Origin of the sequence: Klebsiella aerogenes KCTC 2190, from assembly GCF_000215745.1 — a bacterium.
In the GTDB taxonomy this organism is placed as follows: domain Bacteria; phylum Pseudomonadota; class Gammaproteobacteria; order Enterobacterales; family Enterobacteriaceae; genus Klebsiella; species Klebsiella aerogenes.
On sequence record NC_015663.1, the window covers coordinates 511294 to 529374 of the forward strand.

The 18081-nt window shown below is 57.3% G+C and carries 15 protein-coding genes; 12 read left to right on the forward strand and 3 right to left on the reverse strand.

Features of this window, described 5'->3' with window-relative positions:
• Window positions 1–72 precede the first annotated feature (72 nt).
• The 5 genes from EAE_RS02500 to EAE_RS02520 are packed head-to-tail and all read left to right on the forward strand — an operon-like array spanning window position 73 to window position 6148.
• Window positions 73–2706, forward strand: coding sequence for a fimbrial biogenesis usher protein (locus EAE_RS02500; protein ID WP_015703360.1), 2634 nt, complete (start codon window positions 73–75; stop codon window positions 2704–2706).
• Between the two features lie 10 nt (window positions 2707–2716).
• A complete protein-coding gene (gene fimF, locus EAE_RS02505; protein WP_015369866.1) occupies window positions 2717–3247 on the forward strand; it encodes a type 1 fimbrial adaptor subunit FimF in 531 nt (176 codons plus the stop codon).
• A 12-nt stretch (window positions 3248–3259) separates the two neighbouring features.
• Window positions 3260–3763 carry a type 1 fimbrial minor subunit FimG gene (gene fimG, locus EAE_RS02510; protein WP_015369865.1) on the forward strand — a complete coding sequence of 168 codons (504 nt, stop codon included), beginning with the start codon at window positions 3260–3262 and terminating at the stop codon, window positions 3761–3763.
• 17 nt (window positions 3764–3780) lie between these two features.
• Window positions 3781–4683, forward strand: coding sequence for a fimbrial protein (locus EAE_RS02515; RefSeq protein ID WP_015703361.1), 903 nt, complete (start codon window positions 3781–3783; stop codon window positions 4681–4683).
• Entirely contained in the window at window positions 4670–6148 is a 1479-nt protein-coding gene (locus tag EAE_RS02520; protein ID WP_020078005.1) for an EAL domain-containing protein, read from the forward strand. The genes EAE_RS02515 and EAE_RS02520 overlap by 14 nt, the downstream gene beginning before the upstream one ends.
• 36 nt (window positions 6149–6184) lie before the next feature.
• Here the strand turns inward: EAE_RS02520 and EAE_RS02525 are convergent, their stop codons facing one another.
• Both EAE_RS02525 and yjdI read right to left on the reverse strand, forming a co-directional pair.
• Window positions 6185–6457 (reverse strand): GNAT family N-acetyltransferase, encoded by a 273-nt coding sequence (locus EAE_RS02525; protein ID WP_015369862.1) that lies wholly within the window; start codon window positions 6455–6457, stop codon window positions 6185–6187.
• A gap of 11 nt (window positions 6458–6468) precedes the next feature.
• Complete coding sequence (yjdI, locus tag EAE_RS02530; protein WP_015369861.1) at window positions 6469–6699, reverse strand: 4Fe-4S mono-cluster protein YjdI; 231 nt, start codon at window positions 6697–6699, stop codon at window positions 6469–6471.
• Between the two features lie 422 nt (window positions 6700–7121).
• Between yjdI and EAE_RS02535 the strand changes: the two genes are divergently transcribed.
• From EAE_RS02535 to EAE_RS02550, 4 genes are read left to right on the forward strand one after another with little or no spacing between them, the layout of a single operon-like run.
• Window positions 7122–7394, forward strand: coding sequence for a YtcA family lipoprotein (locus EAE_RS02535; protein ID WP_015369860.1), 273 nt, complete (start codon window positions 7122–7124; stop codon window positions 7392–7394).
• A gap of 6 nt (window positions 7395–7400) precedes the next feature.
• Entirely contained in the window at window positions 7401–8429 is a 1029-nt protein-coding gene (mdtN, locus tag EAE_RS02540; protein ID WP_047058904.1) for a multidrug transporter subunit MdtN, read from the forward strand.
• Between the two features lie 9 nt (window positions 8430–8438).
• Window positions 8439–10370: a multidrug transporter subunit MdtO gene (locus tag EAE_RS02545; RefSeq protein ID WP_015703364.1), complete on the forward strand. Its 1932-nt coding sequence runs from the start codon at window positions 8439–8441 to the stop codon at window positions 10368–10370.
• A 5-nt stretch (window positions 10371–10375) separates the two neighbouring features.
• Window positions 10376–11839: an MdtP family multidrug efflux transporter outer membrane subunit gene (locus EAE_RS02550; protein WP_370612058.1), complete on the forward strand. Its 1464-nt coding sequence runs from the start codon at window positions 10376–10378 to the stop codon at window positions 11837–11839.
• A gap of 240 nt (window positions 11840–12079) precedes the next feature.
• Here EAE_RS02550 and EAE_RS02555 read toward each other — a convergent pair whose 3' ends face one another.
• Window positions 12080–13630, reverse strand: coding sequence for a peptide MFS transporter (locus EAE_RS02555; protein WP_015369856.1), 1551 nt, complete (start codon window positions 13628–13630; stop codon window positions 12080–12082).
• A 548-nt stretch (window positions 13631–14178) separates the two neighbouring features.
• Here EAE_RS02555 and speFL point away from each other — a divergent pair.
• From speFL to potE, 3 genes are all read left to right on the forward strand, one after another.
• Complete coding sequence (gene speFL / locus EAE_RS02560; RefSeq protein ID WP_006819052.1) at window positions 14179–14283, forward strand: leader peptide SpeFL; 105 nt, start codon at window positions 14179–14181, stop codon at window positions 14281–14283.
• A 263-nt stretch (window positions 14284–14546) separates the two neighbouring features.
• Window positions 14547–16745 (forward strand): ornithine decarboxylase SpeF, encoded by a 2199-nt coding sequence (gene speF, locus EAE_RS02565; protein WP_015369855.1) that lies wholly within the window; start codon window positions 14547–14549, stop codon window positions 16743–16745.
• Entirely contained in the window at window positions 16742–18058 is a 1317-nt protein-coding gene (gene potE, locus EAE_RS02570) for a putrescine-ornithine antiporter (protein WP_015369854.1), read from the forward strand. Before speF ends, potE begins: the two co-directional genes overlap by 4 nt.
• The last annotated feature ends 23 nt before the right edge of the window (window positions 18059–18081 follow it).

Below are 18081 nucleotides of genomic sequence, written 5' to 3' on the forward strand. Positions count from 1 at the left end.
GGCCCGCCGGGCGGGCCAAACCGCGCATAACAATAAGAACTGACAGCCGGGCGAATTGAGACCGGAGGGACTATGTCACATCTCAAATATGGACAGGACCGTTTTGGTTCCCGCAGCGCGAGGCTCCGCCCACGCGCTATTTTGGCCATGGCGAAATTTCCCGTGGCGCTCTGTTTTGTCCTGCAGGCGGGCTACGCGCAGGCTGAACTCTATTTTAACCCGCGTTTTTTAGCTGACGATCCTGCGGCGGTGGCCGATCTTTCCGGTTTCGAAAACGGGCAAGAGGTGCCGCCCGGCACCTACCGCGTCGATATTTACCTTAACGACGGCTTTATGACCACTCGCGATGTCACTTTTAACCGCGGCGAAAAAGGCCATGGTCTAAGCCCGTGCCTGACCCGCGGCCAACTGGCGGGCATGGGGGTCAATACCGCGGCGGTGAACGGGATGAGCGCCCTCGCCGCCGACGCCTGCGTGCCGCTGACCGAACTTATCACTGATGCCACGACGCGCTTCGATGTCGGCCAGCAGCGCCTGTACCTCACCGTGCCGCAGGCTTTTATGGGCAACCGCGCGCGCGGCTATATTCCGCCAGAAATGTGGGATGACGGCATCAACGCTGGGCTGCTGAACTACAACTTCACCGGTAACAACGTCCATAACGATACCGGCGGCAGCAGCAACTACGCTTATTTAAACCTGCAAAGCGGCCTCAATCTCGGTGCCTGGCGGCTGCGTGATAACACCACCTGGAGCTACAGCAGCGGCGGCAGCAGTTCCAGCAATGAGAACAAATGGCAACACGTCAACACCTGGCTTGAGCGCGACATCACACCGCTACGCTCGCGCCTGACCCTCGGCGATAGCTACACCAACGGCGATATTTTCGACGGCATAAACTTCCGCGGCGCCCAGCTGGCGAGCGATGACAACATGCTGCCGGATAGCCAGAAGGGCTTTGCGCCGGTGATCCATGGCATAGCCCGCGGCACCGCGCAGGTGTCGATCAAACAAAACGGCTATGAGATTTACCAGAGCACGGTCCCGCCGGGCCCGTTCACCATTAACGATCTCTATGCCGCAGGAAACGGCGGCGATCTGCAGGTGACGATTAAAGAAAACGACGGCACCAGCCAGGTCTTCAGCGTGCCGTGGTCAACGGTGCCGGTACTGCAGCGCGAAGGGCACACCCGGTACGCGCTGACCGCTGGCGAATATCGCAGCGGCAACGATCAGCAAGAAGAGCCGAAGTTCTTTCAGAGTACCGTGTTACACGGTCTGCCTGCGGGCTGGACGCTATATGGCGGTACGCAGCTCGCCGACCGCTACCGCGCCTTTAATCTCGGCGTGGGGAAAAATATGGGCGATTTCGGCGCCGTGTCGCTGGATGTCACCCAGGCCAATGCCACCCTACCCGACGACAGCGATCATCAGGGGCAGTCAATTCGCTTCCTCTATAACAAGTCGCTGAGCGATGTCGGCACCAATATCCAGCTGGTGGGCTATCGCTACTCTACTAAAGGTTATTACAGCTTTGCCGATACTACCTACCGCCGGATGAGCGGTTACGACGTAGAGACCCAGGATGGCGTAATCCAGGTGAAGCCGAAATTCACCGATTACTACAACCTCGCCTACAACAAGCGCGGCAAAGTGCAGCTAAGCGTCACCCAACAGTTGGGGCGTACCGCCACGCTCTATCTGAGCGGCAGCCATCAGACCTACTGGTCGACCGGCAAGGCGGACCAGCAGCTGCAGGCCGGGCTCAACGCGGCGGTGGACGACATCAACTGGACGCTGAGCTACAGCCTGACCAAAAACGCCTGGCAGCAGGGCCGCGACCAGATGCTGGCGGTCAACGTCAATATTCCGTTCAGCCACTGGCTGCGTTCCGACAGCAAATCGGTATGGCGGCACGCCAGCGCCAGCTACAGCATGTCGCACGATCTTGATGGTCGGATGACCAATCTGGCGGGACTTTACGGCACCCTGCTGGAAGACAATAACCTGAGCTATAGCGTGCAGACCGGCTACGCCAGCGGCGGCGAAGGCGATAGCAGCGGCACCGGCTACGCGGCGCTGAACTATCGCGGCGGCTACGGCAACGCCAATGTCGGCTACAGCCGCAGCGACGGTTTCAAACAGCTCTACTACGGCGTCAGCGGCGGTGTGCTGGCCCACGCTAACGGCGTGACCCTGAGCCAGCCGCTGAATGACACGGTGGTGCTGGTGAAAGCGCCCGGTGCCGGTGATGTCAAAGTGGAAAACCAGACCGGGGTGCGTACCGACTGGCGCGGCTATGCGGTGCTGCCTTACGCCACCGAATATCGCGAAAACCGGGTGGCGCTGGATACCAATACCCTTGCCGATAACGTCGATCTCGATGACGCGGTGGTCAGCGTTGTCCCTACCCACGGCGCTATCGTACGGGCGGACTTCAAAGCCCACGTCGGGGTCAAGTTACTAATGACGTTGACCCATAACGGCAAACCAGTGCCGTTTGGCGCGATGGTCACCTCTGGCAGCAATCAGAGCGGCAGTATCGTGGCCGATAACGGCCAGGTCTACCTGAGCGGGATGCCGCTCGCCGGCAGCGTACAGGTGAAATGGGGCGAAGGCGCGGACGCCAGCTGTATGGCCAGCTACCGCCTGCCGGAAGAGAGTCAGCGGCAGGCGCTGAGCCAGCTATCGGCAGAGTGCCGTTAAGGAACGCATGATGATGAAAAAACCACTTAACCTGTTTGGCGCCGTCCTGACGCTGGTCTGCGCCAACGCCTTTGCGGCGGACAGCACCATCACCATCAGCGGCTACGTGCGCGACAACGCCTGCGCGGTGGCCACCGAATCGAAAGAGTTTACCGTCGATCTGATGGACAACGCCGCGAAGCAGTTTAACGCCGTCGGCGCGACCACGCCGCTGGTGCCGTTTCGCATCGTGCTGTCGCCCTGCGGCAGCTCGGTGACGGCGGTCAAAGTCGGCTTTAACGGCACCCCGGATAGCGACAATAACGACCTGTTAAAAATCGACGGCGGCGCCTCTGCGGCGGCGGGGATGGCGGTGCAGATCCTCAACGGCCAGCAGACGATGCTGCCGGTCAACGCGCCCTCTTCGTCGATCGCCTGGACCACCTTAACGCCGGGGCAGACCAACACCCTCGGTTTTTACGCCCGGCTGATGGCAACCCGCGTACCGGTGACCGCCGGTCACGTCTACGCCACCGCCACCTTTACCCTTGAATTCCAGTAACCGGAGGCTGAGATGAAAGCACACTACGCAGGATGGCTTCTGGCAGGCGCGCTGGCGTTAAACATTATCCCACTGCATGCCGCCGACATCACCATCACGGTGAACGGCAAAGTGGTGGCCAAACCGTGTACGGTCTCCACCACTAACGCCAGCGTCGACCTCGGCGATCTTTATACCTTCAGCCTGGTATCGGCGGGTTCCGCTTCGGCCTGGCACAGCACCGCGCTGGATTTAAGCAACTGCCCGGTCGGCACGTCACGCGTCGTCGCCACCTTTAGCGGCACCGCGGACAGCACCGGCTATTACAAGAATCAGGGTACCGCAGGAAATATCCAGCTCGAACTACAGGACGACAGCGGCACCACGCTCAATAACGGGGCGCAAAAGTCGGTTCAGGTCGACGAAAGCTCGCAGTCGGCGCGTTTTCCGCTGCAGGTTCGGGCCCTGTCGGTTAACGGCGGCGCCACCCAGGGAACCATTCAGGCGGTGATTAGCGTCACCTATACCTACGCCTGAGTCAGGAGAGTTTGTTTATGAAAAAAATCATCGCTCTGTTTACCGCCCTGCTGCTGATGGGCTGGTCGCTGGACGTCGCGGCATTCACCTGTAAAGTTGCCGACACCGGGCAAACTATGACTTCAGGCGCGGCGAATGTTTACGTCAACTTAACGCCCTCTATTGGCGTCGGCCAAAACCTGGTTGTCGATTTATCTTCTTCCATCGTCTGTAAAAATGACTCCAGCGGCGGCTCCATTATTGACTATATCAACCTCACCAGTGGCTCAGCATTCGGTGGCGCGCTGGAGGCATTTACCGGGAGCATTTATTGGGCAGGCAATACTTACCCATTACCGATGAACTCGAACTCGTCGGTCTACATCATCACCCACACAGATTATCGTGGATTACCGTTGCGCATGTACCTTACCGCAACCGGCGCTGCGGGCGGGGTCGTGATTAATTCTGGCGAGCTTATCGCGCGGCTCAATATGCATAAAGTGGCCAGCGACGGAAACCCGAGAGATTTCACCTGGAATATTTATGCCAATAATAATGTCGTGGTACCAACGGGCGGTTGCGACGTGTCAGCCCGTGATGTCACGGTTACGCTTCCCGACTATCCGGGTTCCATGGCCGTGCCCGTCACGGTTCACTGCGCGCAAAATCAAAACCTTGCCTATTACCTGACGGGCACCACCGCCGATAGCGCCAATTCCATATTTCGCAATACCGCTTCCGCTTCGCCGGCACAGGGTATTGGCGTCCAGTTGACGCGTAACGGGACCGCCGTTCCGGCCAACAGCAATGTCTCACTGGGTACAGTGGGTACTTCGCCGGTGAATCTCGGGCTGACCGCCACCTACGCGCGCACCAGCGGCCAGGTAACGGCGGGTAACGTCCAGTCGATTATTGGGGTGACGTTTGTCTACCAGTAAAGCCGATATCCCGCAGGCGACGACAGACTACATCCTGTCGCCCTGCGCCATGGCGGCGGCGGGATTAGCCCGCATGGTCGACGACGGTTGCCGCCATCCGGTGTGGCTACAGCCGCGGGTGCAGAGCATGCTGTCGATATCTGCGCCAGCCGACGTCCGGCAAATTGTGGTTTTTCTGCCCGACGATCCCTGGTGGCTACTGTTCGTCCTGCGCGAAGCCGCCTGGTTACTCAACCAGGCCAAACGACCTTTGCCTATGGTGATCTTAAGCCGCAGCCCGGCGCCGTGGCTATGGCAAACCTTACTGCACCAGGTCGGCGACCGCCGCCTGCTGGCCGCCGTGCAGGCGGTCTCATCCGATCTACCGTGCCGCCGTCTGGCGGCATTGCTGCAAGGCGGCCTGGTCGGCTACCCCGGCCTGCAACAGCTTTCCGCCATTGAGGCGCTGGCGCGCGGCAAGCCGCCGTCGGGCTTAAGCAAAATCGAACTTAACGCCACCCTCGCCCTGCTGTATGGCCACAGCATCACCAGCCAGGCGCAGATCCGCGGCGTCAGTCAGAAAACGCTCTACAACCAAAGAACCTCAGGACTAAACAAGATGGTGGAGTATCATCCGCATCTGGCGAGCCGATTTCCGGGCAGCCGAAGCAAACGCGTAACAGGTCAGGGCATGACCGCGCTGACCCCCTTCGAACGTGAGTTTATCCATGCTATTCACAGCCGGCAGATCTTTCCGGTCTTTCAGCCGATTGTCGACGAGCGCTTACGCCTGCAGGGCATCGAGATCTTATCCCGCTGGCGCAAAGATGGCGTGGTACTGCCGCCGGGCGAATTTCTCCCGCATATTCACTCCGAATACGCCTGGCTATTACTGACCGCCTTTGTCCTGCAGGAAGCGGTGCAGAATATCAATCGCTATCAGGGCGAGTTCTATTTTTCGGTCAATATCCCTCCCTGCATCGCCTATCACGATAATCTTGCCCGTATGATGGAAACCGCCTGGCAACAGCTACAGAACCCGCAGTGGGCCAACCGGCTGGTGCTGGAATTTGCTGAAACCGTCGATTTACAGCAGCAAGGAAAAGCGGTGGAGAATATGAGTAATATTCAGCAGCAGGGCTTTCGCATCTTTCTCGACGACTGCTTCTCGCACAGCAGCGTGATGTTCCCGGTACGCACGGCGCGTTTTAGCGGCTACAAGCTGGATATGAGCATCGTCAATGATTTTCAGCGCGACCCGCACGCGCTGGTGTTGATTAAAAGCCTGGTCTACTACTGCCAGCTAACGCAGAACCGCTGCATCGCCGAGGGGGTAGATAGTCTGGAGAAATTTAATCAGCTAAAAGCGCTGGGAGTCGATCGTTTCCAGGGGTATCTGTTCTCACCACCGGTCACTCGCGAGCATCTGGGAGAGATCATTTCGCGATTTTTACCAGATCATGCCACCTGCCGGTTGGCCGGGTAATCGCAGCACGGCGCCAGCCACAGCTGGCGCCATATTTCAGGCGCGAATATCGTCGTACTCGCGGGTGTTATCGAATTCGTGTTTGGCAAACGGGCACAGCGGAATGATTTTGCGCTGTTCCTGGCGCATTTTTTCGACCACTTTCGCGACCAGCTGTTTACCCACGCCCTGGCCTTTCAGGCTGGGATCGACATCGGTATGCTCAATAATGCTCAGATGTTCACCGGTTGGAACAAAGACAATTTCCGCCACCTGGTTTCCCTCGGCGTCATTAACGTAGAACTTGTTATGGCCTTCCAGAATTTCCATCATTTCCTCGCTTATTTGTGGCGATACTTCAATGCGCCGCTGGGACAGGTATCGATCACTTTGACCACCGTCGCCACATCCACCTGATCGGGGATGATCCACGGTTTACGTTTCAGATTGAACAGCTTCGCGCTGCCGCGCACGCAGTTACCCGAGTGCTGACAGATATCGGTATTGAAATAGACATCTATCTTCTCGCCGGTATAGGCCCGGTAGCCCGCTTCCAGTAGTTCCTTATCCATGACATTGCCTCAGTATTTTTATTATGTTTACCTAAGAGCCTATCTCATTAGGGCTATTTTGCTTGCCATTTTGAACCTGGGCAGTGCTCAAAATCCTCACGTACTACGTGTACGCTCCGGTTTCTGCGCGCTGTCCGTGTTCAAACTGGCTGCGCCAATTACGCCTACTGGGATAGGCTCTAAGAATAGCTCGCGGCATAGCCGCTGACTATGGAGAAATGAGAAACGCCCTATTTCAATTATTTCGCTAATGATAAAGTGACTTTTTAATACCTACGCGAAATTAAACTATTATCAGAGGATAACCATAACTCGGCTAAGCAAACCATCAGCGCTATAATTTAGGCGGTGTATGAGGGTTTATTTGATCAAAAACGAATAAACTCAATTGTTCAATGGCATGAACATTCAGGTATCTTCCTTTGAAGCAAATTGTAAAACGGGCGCGCCCGGCATTGTTATTACTTCTTTTGGCGGTCTCCGGTTGCTCTTTATCCCCCGCCATACCGGTATTAGGCGCAGCATTCCCCGGCTGGTTCTTCTGCTTTTTAGGCGGCGCATTACTGCTGATCCCTTGTCATATCCTGATTGCCCGTAAAGGCTGGCAGGCGCGCTTTTCCCCGCTGGTATTAAGTTACCTGGCGTTAATGTTTCTATTTGCCACTATTCTGTGGTTTCTTCTTTTCGCACATTAAATACCTATGACTCAATCCAGCCCAAGCGTTTTACGGAAAAAATGGCCCTTGTTGGCTCTCGTCCTCGCCGCCATTGTGGCGCTGATCGTGGTTATCTGGCAGTTACAGACTTCGCCGGAAACCAACGACGCCTACGTCTACGCCGACACCATCGACGTGGTGCCGGAAGTCAGCGGGCGAATCGTTGAAATGCCGATCCGCGATAACCAGCGGGTGAAGAAAGGCGATCTGCTGTTCCGCATCGATCCGCGCCCCTATCAGGCGATGCTGGACGATGCTAAATCACGGCTGGCGGCGCTTGATGCGCAGATTATGCTGACCCAACGCACCATCAAAGCCCAGCAGTATAACGCTCAGTCGGTGAGCGCCGCGGTAGAGCGGGCGAAGGCGCTGGTGAAACAGACTACCTCGACCCGTATCCGCCTGGAACCGCTGGTGCCGCAGGGATTCGCCGCGCAGGAAGATCTCGATCAGGCGCGCACCGCGGAAAAAGCCGCCCGCGCCGAACTGGAAGCTACGCTGCTGCAGGCTAAACAGGCTGATGCCGCGGTCACCGGCATCGATGCAATGGTCGCGCAGCGCGCCGGGATCGTCGCGCAAATCGCCCTGGCGGAACTGCACCTGGAGTTCACCGAAGTTCGCGCGCCGTTTAACGGCGTGGTTATCGCCCTGAAAACCACCGTCGGACAATATGCATCCGCCCTGAAACCGGTCTTCACGCTGCTGGATAACGACCACTGGTATGTGATTGCGAACTTCCGCGAAACCGATCTGCAAAACGTTCGGCCTGGCGTGCCGGCAACCGTGACGGTGATGACCAACCACAGCCGCCCCTTTGACGGCGTCGTCGATTCCGTTGGTTCAGGCGTACTGCCGGAGGGCGGTAGCGTCATTGGCGGGCTGCCGGTGATTCAGAAGAGCATCAACTGGGTACATGTGTCGCAGCGCTTCCCGGTTAAAATCGCGGTGAAAAATCCCGACCCGGAACTGTTCCGCATGGGCGCCTCCGCCAGCGCCGTGCTGCAGGCGAAATAAGGGTCCGGCATGCATAATTTCTGGTTGTTTCTGCAACGGGAGCTCGCCGACGTGCCGGGGCGGGCCAACTATACCCTGCGCCTGACGCTGAGCTGCGCAGTGCTGATCACCCTGTTTATGACCCTGCAGATCCCGTTTCTCGCCGTGGCGCTGATCGTGGTGTTTTACGTCAGCCAGCCGAACATTCTGATGATTAAGCTGGGCAGCGTCCTGTTTTTTGTCACCATCAGCGTGGCGCTGGGGCTGGTGCTGCTGATCATCAAGTGGACCTATGATTTCCCGCTGATTCGCCTGGTCGCTTCGGTATGCCTGTTCTTTGGCGCGATGTATCTGATGCGCGTGCTGGGCAAACTCGGGCTGGCGTTTTTCGTGGTGGCGCTGGCGGTGATTTATGCCCAGACCTTCCCGTCGATGACCAGCCAAAGTGAAGTTCTGGTGCGCCTGCTGCTGTGGCTTTGGGTGGCGATCAATACCGCAACGCTGGTCACGCTCCTGGTCAACGCCTGCTTTCGCCAGGCCTTCCCCGGCTACCAATTCCGCGCCCAACTGGTGGTGATGCAGCGTCAGGTCGCCGACGTGCTGAGGCAGAACGCCGCGCCGCCGACCTTCAAAGAGATCGCCGGGCGTTTTAATCAGTTGCAAGGATTGTTTAAGCAGGCCCGTTTTGCGGCGCCGGAAATTGCCGCCGATCCGTCGCGCTGGCAGGCGCTGATGGCGACCACCCTGCACTGCTATCACCTCGCGGCGCTGCTGCAACCGGGCGACGATCACGCCGCGGCGCGCCAGCAGATCGCCGCCGCGCTACAGGCGCTGGTGCCGTCGATGAACGAGGGTACGTCGTTTTCATTCTCCGCGCCGGCCATTGATGATCGCGGCGCCAATACGCTGATTTTACAAGAGATGGCGGATGTGCTGGCGAAGCTGGCGTGCGGTGAAACCATCGACCTGCCGCAGGGTGAAGCCGAGAAGTCGCCGCTGCTGCTGCCGGATGCCTGGCGCAATCCCGCTTATCTGCATTTCGCCCTGAAAACCCTGCTGGCGACGCTGCTGTGCTACGTCTTCTATACCGCCGCGGACTGGCAAGGGATCCACACCATCATGCTGAGCTGCGTGATTGTCGCCCAGCCGGGGCTGGGGGCGACGATGCAAAAAACCTGGCTGCGTATCGGCGGCGCGCTGCTCGCCACGCTGCTGGCGTTGCTGTTGATCGTCTTTGTACAGCCGTGGACCGAGTCCATCGTCGGCCTGCTGGCGATGGTTCTGCCGGTAATGGCGCTCTCGGCGTGGATTGCCGCCGGGTCAGAGCGTATTGCCTACGCCGGGATCCAAATCGGCTTTACCTTCTCGCTGGCCTTCCTCAGCTGGTTTGGCCCACTGACCAACCTGACCGAACTGCGCGACCGGGTCATCGGTATTTTGCTCGGCGTACTGGTCTCATCGATCGTCCATCTTTACCTGTGGCCGGATAGCGAAGCGCCACAGCTGAAATCGCGGCTGGCGCAACTCTATCGCCAGATAGCCGACTTCCTGCGCACGAAAGATGATAAGCCGCAGATGGTACCGCTGTTCCAGGCGCTGACCACCAGCGAAACGCTGATGCATCGGGTCGCCGCCGAGCCGCTGGGCACTTTCGCGCATCCGTGGCCGCAGGCGAAATCCTGGCCGAGCAAAGCCACCTGGCAGCAGGCGCAGGAGATAGTACGCCTGAGCGAGGGCTACCGGCTGTATGCCGCACCGGGAGACCCCTTCTTAAGCCGCTGCGCCGAACAGTTACAGACGTATGCCGATGATATTGAACGTCAGCAGCCGACGGCACCCGTCGCGCCGCTGGTTGTCGATCCGGCTAATCCGTTCGGCGAACCGCTGGCGGCTTTACTGACCACCCTGCCGGACTGGTCAGACAAACCTTCTGAATTTACGCGACAGGCAGAACCGTCATGATAAAAATGGATGCCGCAGCACGTTTTCTGCGCTACTCACCGCTGGCCTTCGTCATCAGCCTGTTGACAGGATGCGCGCTGATTCAGGACGATCCTGGCGAAGTGCCGATCGTTAATCCGCAACAGGCGCAGCTGGCGCAGGTGATCCACCTGGCGAATAGCGGCTGGCCGGCGGCCCGCTGGTGGGAAGGGTATCACGATCCCCAGCTCAACATGCTGGTAAACCGCGCGCTGCAAAATTCGCCGACCATGCAGGCGGCGCGGCTACGCATCTCACAGTCACAATCCACCGTCGAGCTGGCGCAGTCGGCAATGGGCGTGCAGGCGACCGCCGTGGCGGCGCAGAACCGGATGCGTATAACCGATAAATCCTTTAGCTGGCCCTACTCCTATTCTCTGCCGGTGGATAAAAACGGCCCGTGGTACACGCTCAATACCGTGGGCGTCGGCGCAACGCTGAATATCGATTTATGGGGCGCCGACCGGGCCCGCGTCGCGGCGGCTATTGGCGAAAAGAACGCTCGCCAGGCGGAAACCGCCGGTATCGAACTGGACCTCGCCAGCAGCGTGGCGCAGCTGTACTTCGCCATGCAGGCCACCTTCCAGAAGATCGTTCTGCTGCAGCAGCTAGAAGAAATAGCGCGGCTGTCGGTACAGGCGCATGAACACCGCACCCAACGCGGCGTGGAGGATAGCGTCGATATCGCCAATGCGCAGGCGGAACTGCTGGGCGCGCAGCAGCAGGTGATTACCGCCCGCGGCACGCTAACCCAGTACCGTGAAACGTTGCGGGCGCTGATTGGCGCCGACGCGCAGAGTATGCCGGAGATCCACCCGGTCGCCCTGCCGGCGTTGCAGGAAACGCTGCCGGATTCACTCTCCTTCGAATTGCTGGCGCGTCGCCCGGATCTGCAGGCCCTGCGCGGTTATGTGACCGCTTCTATGAGCCAGGTAGATGCGGCGAAAGCGGCCTTTTATCCGCATTTTGATATTAAAGCCTTCTGGGGATATAACGCGCTGAGCATTGGCGATCTGTTTAAGTCGTCCTTCCAGCAGATTAACCTGCTGCCGGGGCTGTATTTGCCGATATTCGATGGCGGCCGCCTGAACGCCAATCTCAAGTCGGTACGTACGGCGAGCAATATCCTGATTAAGCAGTACAACCAGGCGGTGCTGGATGCGGTACGGGATGTGGCGATAAGCTCCAGTCAGCTTAACGATCTCAACCAGCAGGTGGCGCTGCAGGAGCTGAAGGTGACGGCAACGATGGCCACCACCCGCAGCGCCAGCGCCCATCACCAGCGCGGCCTGTTAAGCCGCTATGCCGCGGAAGAAGCGCGGCGACCGGCCATCGCCCAGCAGCTGTTATTGCTGGATATTCAGGCCCAGCGCCTTAGCACCGATATCACGCTGATTAAGGCCCTCGGCGGCGATTACCGCGGCCCGGCGGTGGGTTCCGCAAAACCGTAGCCCTGCTAAGCGTAGCGCGAGCAGGGAAATCCCCGGATAGCGGCTTACGCCTTATCCGGGCTACCGTTCTGATGAAGCCCCGGCAGTGGGTTGCGCAGAACCGTAACCCTGCTAAGCGCAGCGCGAGCAGGGAAATCCCCGGATAGCGGCTTACGCCTTATCCGGGCTACCGTTTCCATACTCTGCTTACTATAAAAAAGCCGGCGCTCAGCGCCGGCTTTTCATTGACCGCTTGCGCAATCAGGCATTGGTCGCCGGTTTTTGCTCGACGGATTTACTGTTCTCCAGCATACGGCGCACCGGCACAATCAACACGCACAACACCGCAGCGCAGATCAGCAGCGCCGTCGAGCAGCGGGCGAACAGATCCGGCAGCATATCCAGCTGGTCGGCCTTCACGTGGCCGCCAATCAGCCCCGCCGCCAGGTTACCCAGCGCGCTGGCGCAGAACCACAGCCCCATCATCTGGCCGCGCATTCTTTCCGGCGCCAGTAGGGTCATAGTTGCCAGGCCTATCGGGCTCAGACACAGTTCGCCCAGCGTCAGCATCAGAATGCTGCCCACCAGCCACAGCGGCGATACGCCGGCGCCGCCGTTGCTCAGCACGTTCTGCGCCGCCAGCATCATCAGGCCGAAGCCCGCCGCCGCGCACAGAATCCCGATAACAAACTTGGTGATGCTGCTCGGGCGCACGTTTTTGCGCGCCATTGCCGGCCATGCCCAGCTAAATACCGGCGCCAGCAGGATGATAAACAGGGCGTTAATCGACTGGAACCACACCGCCGGGATTTCGAAATCGCCAATCATGCGGTTGGTGTAGTCGTTCGCAAACAGGTTAAAGGAGGTCGGTTTCTGTTCGAAGGCTGACCAGAAGAAGGCGGCGGAAACCAGCAGAATAAAGCAGACCAGCAGACGCGCGCGCTCTTTACGGTTAAGTCCCGCAAAAACGAACAGGTAGATGAAATAGAGCACCACCGACGCGGCAATCACGTATACCAGCATGCTGGCGACCGCCACCGGGTTAATGACTATCACCCCCTGAGCAATCAGCGTAATCACCACCGCCACGCCGACCGCCAGCGCCAGCAGCCAGGCGCCAACGCCGTTTTTCTTCGCGACGGGACTATTCCAGGTAGAGTCGAGACCCACTTCGCTGTCGTAGCGTTTCATTGCCGGGACCGCGAAAAGGCGGAAAATCACCAGCGCCACCAGCATACCGATACCACCGATGCCGAAGCCCCAGTGCCAGCCGTGGGATTTAATCAGCCAGCCGGAAATCAGCGGCGCGATAAACGACCCCATATTGATACCCATATAGAACAGCGAGAAACCGCCATCGCGACGGCTATCGCCTTTCTTATACAGCGTACCGACCATCACCGAGATGCAGGTTTTAAACAGGCCGGAACCGAGCACGATAAACATCAGCCCGATAAAGAACAGGTTGTTGCCCATAAACGCTGACAGCGCAATCGACAGATGGCCCAGCGCGATCAGAATCGAGCCGTACCACACCGCTTTCTGCTGGCCAAGCCAGTTGTCCGCCAACCAGCCGCCCGGCAGCGCCGCCAGGTACATGGCGCCCGCGAAGATGCCGACGATGGCCGACGCGTTCTCACGGGCTAAGCCCATACCGCCGTCATAGACGGTGGCCGCCATGAACAGGATTAATAACGGGCGAATGCCATAAAACGAGAATCGCTCCCACATTTCGGTGAAGAACAGCGATCCCAGAGGGTAAGGGTGACCAAAGAAGGTCCGGCTTTCATTTTTGTTAACAGAGGAATGCATAACTTCTCCCAATAAGGCGATCTTAGCGCTTTGTCATGCCGAAAAGCATATTGACCATTTTTTCTACCTGCCTATCATTCACACAGGCGTTAATTTTATTTAACCATTTGATAACCAGACGGTGGTTTTGTCTAGCCCCTGAGCGATATCTTTTAGATGAAAACTCGACCAGGCTCTCTTTTCCCAGATTTTATGTTGGCAATAAAGGGATAATGATTGACAGCGTTCTTTCGTACTACAGGAACCTCTTAATCCTTAATAAACATAATGTTAAGAGGATAGAAGTCAGAAAGTCCCGAGTATACGACATATTTCCGTCATATGGCTGAAATAACGCAATGATTAACCGGCCATTATTGATTTTAACCACATTGCAACACAATATATTTACATATAAACAACAAACCAGTGAATAATGTTGGATAAGATCAAAATACCAGCTATTGATATCATAATGAGAGGCTATTAGTGATCGGCGTCACAGATTAAGTCTAAGCCGGATATAGAATATGCCATACCTTCAGTCAATCATTTGAAAGGTGTATATCATGGAAAACAATAACAGGATGATGCCACACATAAGGCGGACAACGCATATTATGATGTTTGCTCACCGTAACAGCTTCGATTTTCATTTCTTTAATGCCCGGTAGTCTTCCGACTACGGGCGCTTCAGCATACAGGTCTTCCTGCATCTTTTGTTGTTAATACAGGCATTCGCCTGTAGCTAACCGCGCTCGCCCTAATAAATCCTGCTATTTACCAGCCACCGGACTGGTAGGGTTTATTGCATCTCAAAAGGTACTCTACTGATATTTATTATATCAGCGGCAGACTATTACCTTTTGTCCGGCGTAATCAATTTCTCATTCGAGAAATTGAGGGCCTGCTATTATCTGAAAATAAAGAGATAACAATGACTGATTTAAAAATTGCCGTTAGCCGTACATGTCCAAACTGTTTTTCTACCCAGCGTAATATTGTCAATACTAGCGAAACCAACTTTATTGATGTGGCCGCGGTAGTATTAACCCTGGAAGACATCGAATGCGGTAAACTCGATGAGTTAAAGGCCACCGGCTATAACATCCCGGTATTTATCGCTATTAATAAAGAAGAGGTTGTCCCGGCCGAGTATATGGCTTCGGTGCAGGGGGTATTTGAACACGACGAAACCCGCAACGACTTTTACGGCCGCCAGCTGGAAGCCGCTGCGCATAAATATGAAACCGAGCTGCGTCCGCCATTCTTTAGCGCGCTGGTCGATTACGTCAAACAGGGCAACAGCGCCTTTGACTGCCCGGGGCATCAGGGGGGTGAATTCTTCCGCCGTCATCCGGCCGGTAATCAGTTCGTCGAGTATTTCGGCGAGACGCTGTTCCGCTCCGACCTGTGCAACGCCGACGTCGCCATGGGTGACCTGCTGATCCACGAAGGGGCGCCATGCATTGCCCAACAGCATGCGGCAAAAGTCTTTAACGCCGATAAAACCTACTTCGTGCTCAACGGTACCTCCTCTTCTAACAAAGTGGTGCTCAACGCGCTGCTGACCCCGGGCGACCTGGTACTGTTCGACCGTAACAACCATAAATCCAATCACCACGGCGCGCTGCTGCAGGCCGGGGCGACACCGGTCTATCTGGAAACCGCACGTAACCCGTATGGTTTTATCGGCGGTATCGACGCCCACTGTTTCGAGGAGCGCTATCTGCGCGAGCTGGTCGGAGAAGTGGCGCCGAATCGGAAACAGGATGCCCGCCCGTTCCGCCTGGCGGTGATCCAGTTAGGTACCTACGACGGCACCATTTATAACGCTCGTCAGGTGGTCGATAAAATTGGTCATCTGTGCGATTACATCCTGTTTGACTCCGCGTGGGTCGGCTATGAACAGTTCATTCCGATGATGGCTGATTGTTCGCCGCTGCTGCTGGAGCTGAACGAAAACGATCCGGGCATTCTGGTAACCCAGTCGGTGCACAAACAGCAGGCCGGTTTCTCCCAGACCTCGCAAATCCATAAAAAAGACAGCCATATCAAAGGCCAGCAGCGCTATGTTCCGCATAAACGTCTGAATAACGCCTTTATGATGCACGCCTCCACCAGCCCGTTCTATCCGCTGTTTGCCGCGCTGGATATCAACGCCAAAATGCATGAAGGCGAGAGCGGCCGCAACATGTGGATGGACTGCGTTATGAACGGCATCAAGGCGCGTAAGCTGATCCTTGAAAGCTGTAAGCACATCCGTCCATTTGTGCCAAAAATGGTCGATGGTAAACCGTGGCAGTCATATGAAACCGCGCAAATCGCCGTTGACCTGCGCTTCTTCGAGTTTGGCCCAGGCGAACGCTGGCACGCCTTTGACGGTTATGCCGAGCATCAGTACTTTGTCGATCCGTGCAAACTTCTGCTGACCACCCCGGGGATCAATACCGCCAGCGGCGAATATGACGCCTTCGGCGTACCGGCCACCATTCTCGCCAACTTCCTGCGTGAAAACGGCGTGGTACCGGAAAAATGCGACCTCAACTCCATTCTGTTCCTGCTGACCCCGGCGGAAGATATGGCCAAACTGCAGCAGCTGGTCGCCCTGCTGGCGCGCTTCGATAAGCTGCTCGACGCCGATGCGCCGCTGCAGGAGGTTCTGCCGTCTATCTACAGCCAGCACAAAGAGCGTTATGCCGGTTATACCCTGCGCCAGCTGTGTCAGGAAATGCATGATCTGTATGCCCGTCACAACGTTAAACAGCTGCAAAAAGAGATGTTCCGTAAAGATCACTTCCCGCGCGTGGTGATGAACCCGCAAGAGGCTAACTACGCCTATCTGCGCGGCCAGGTCGATCTGGTGCCGCTGCCGCAAGCCGAAGGCCGCGTGGCCGCTGAAGGCGCCCTGCCTTACCCGCCGGGAGTGCTGTGTGTAGTTCCGGGCGAAGTCTGGGGCGGCGCGGTGCTGCAGTACTTCACCGCACTGGAAGAAGGGATCAACCTGCTGCCGGGCTTCGCGCCGGAACTGCAGGGGGTTTATATCCAGGAGCACGATGGCCGTAAACAGGTCTGGTGCTATGTCATCGCGGAAAGCGAGAAACAAAGCGCGCTGCTGAAAGGGGAAACTGTATGAGCAAATCCAGTAACAAGATGGGAGTGGTACAGCTCACCATCTTAACCATGGTCAACATGATGGGCTCCGGCATCATCATGCTGCCCACCAAGCTGGCGGAGGTGGGGACTATCTCCATCATCTCCTGGCTGGTGACGGCGGTAGGATCGATGGCGCTGGCGTGGGCCTTCGCCAAATGCGGGATGTTTAGCCGTAAATCAGGCGGGATGGGCGGTTACGCCGAGTACGCGTTCGGCAAGTCTGGCAACTTTATGGCCAACTATACCTACGGCGTCTCGCTGCTGATCGCCAACGTCGCCATCGCTATCTCCGCGGTGGGTTACGGCACCGAGCTGTTCGGCGCCACCCTGTCGCCGGTGCAGATTGGCCTGGCGACTATCGGGGTGCTGTGGATCTGTACCGTAGCCAACTTCGGCGGCGCGCGCATTACCGGCCAGATCAGTAGCATCACCGTATGGGGGGTCATCATTCCGGTTGTCGGCCTGTGCGTCATCGGCTGGTTCTGGTTTAGCCCGACGATGTACGTCGAGTCCTGGAACCCGCACCACGTACCGTTCTTCGGCGCCGTTGGTTCGTCAATCGCCATGACGCTGTGGGCCTTCCTCGGTCTGGAATCCGCTTGCGCCAACACCGATGTGGTCGAAAACCCGGAACGTAACGTGCCGATCGCCGTACTCGGCGGTACCCTCGGCGCGGCGGTTATCTATATCGTTTCGACCAACGTCATCGCCGGGATCGTGCCGAACATGGACCTGGCTAACTCCACGGCGCCGTTTGGCCTGGCGTTTGCCCAGATGTTCACGCCTGGCGTAGGTAAAGTGATTATGGGGCTGATGGTGATGTCCTGCTGCGGTTCGCTGCTCGGCTGGCAGTTCACCATCGCGCAGGTCTTTAAATCATCGTCTGACGAAGGTTACTTCCCGAAAATCTTCTCCCGCGTCTCGGCTTCCGGCGCGCCGATTCAGGGGATGCTGACCATCGTTATCCTGCAAACCGGCTTGTCGCTGATGACCATTAGCCCATCGTTGAGCAACCAGTTCAACGTGCTGGTTAACCTGGCGGTGGTGACTAACATCATCCCGTACATTCTGTCGATGGCGGCGCTGGCGATTATCCAGAAAATGGCCAATGTGGAACCGGGCAAAGCGCGATCCACCAACGTGATTGCCTTTATCGGCGCGGTGTACAGCTTCTATGCGCTGTACTCCTCCGGCGAAGAGGCGATGCTCTACGGCGCGATCGTGACCTTTATGGGCTGGACGCTGTACGGCCTGGTATCACCGCGTTTTGAGATGAAAAACAAACACAGCTAATGCTGAAGCCGGCGGCGCGTCTG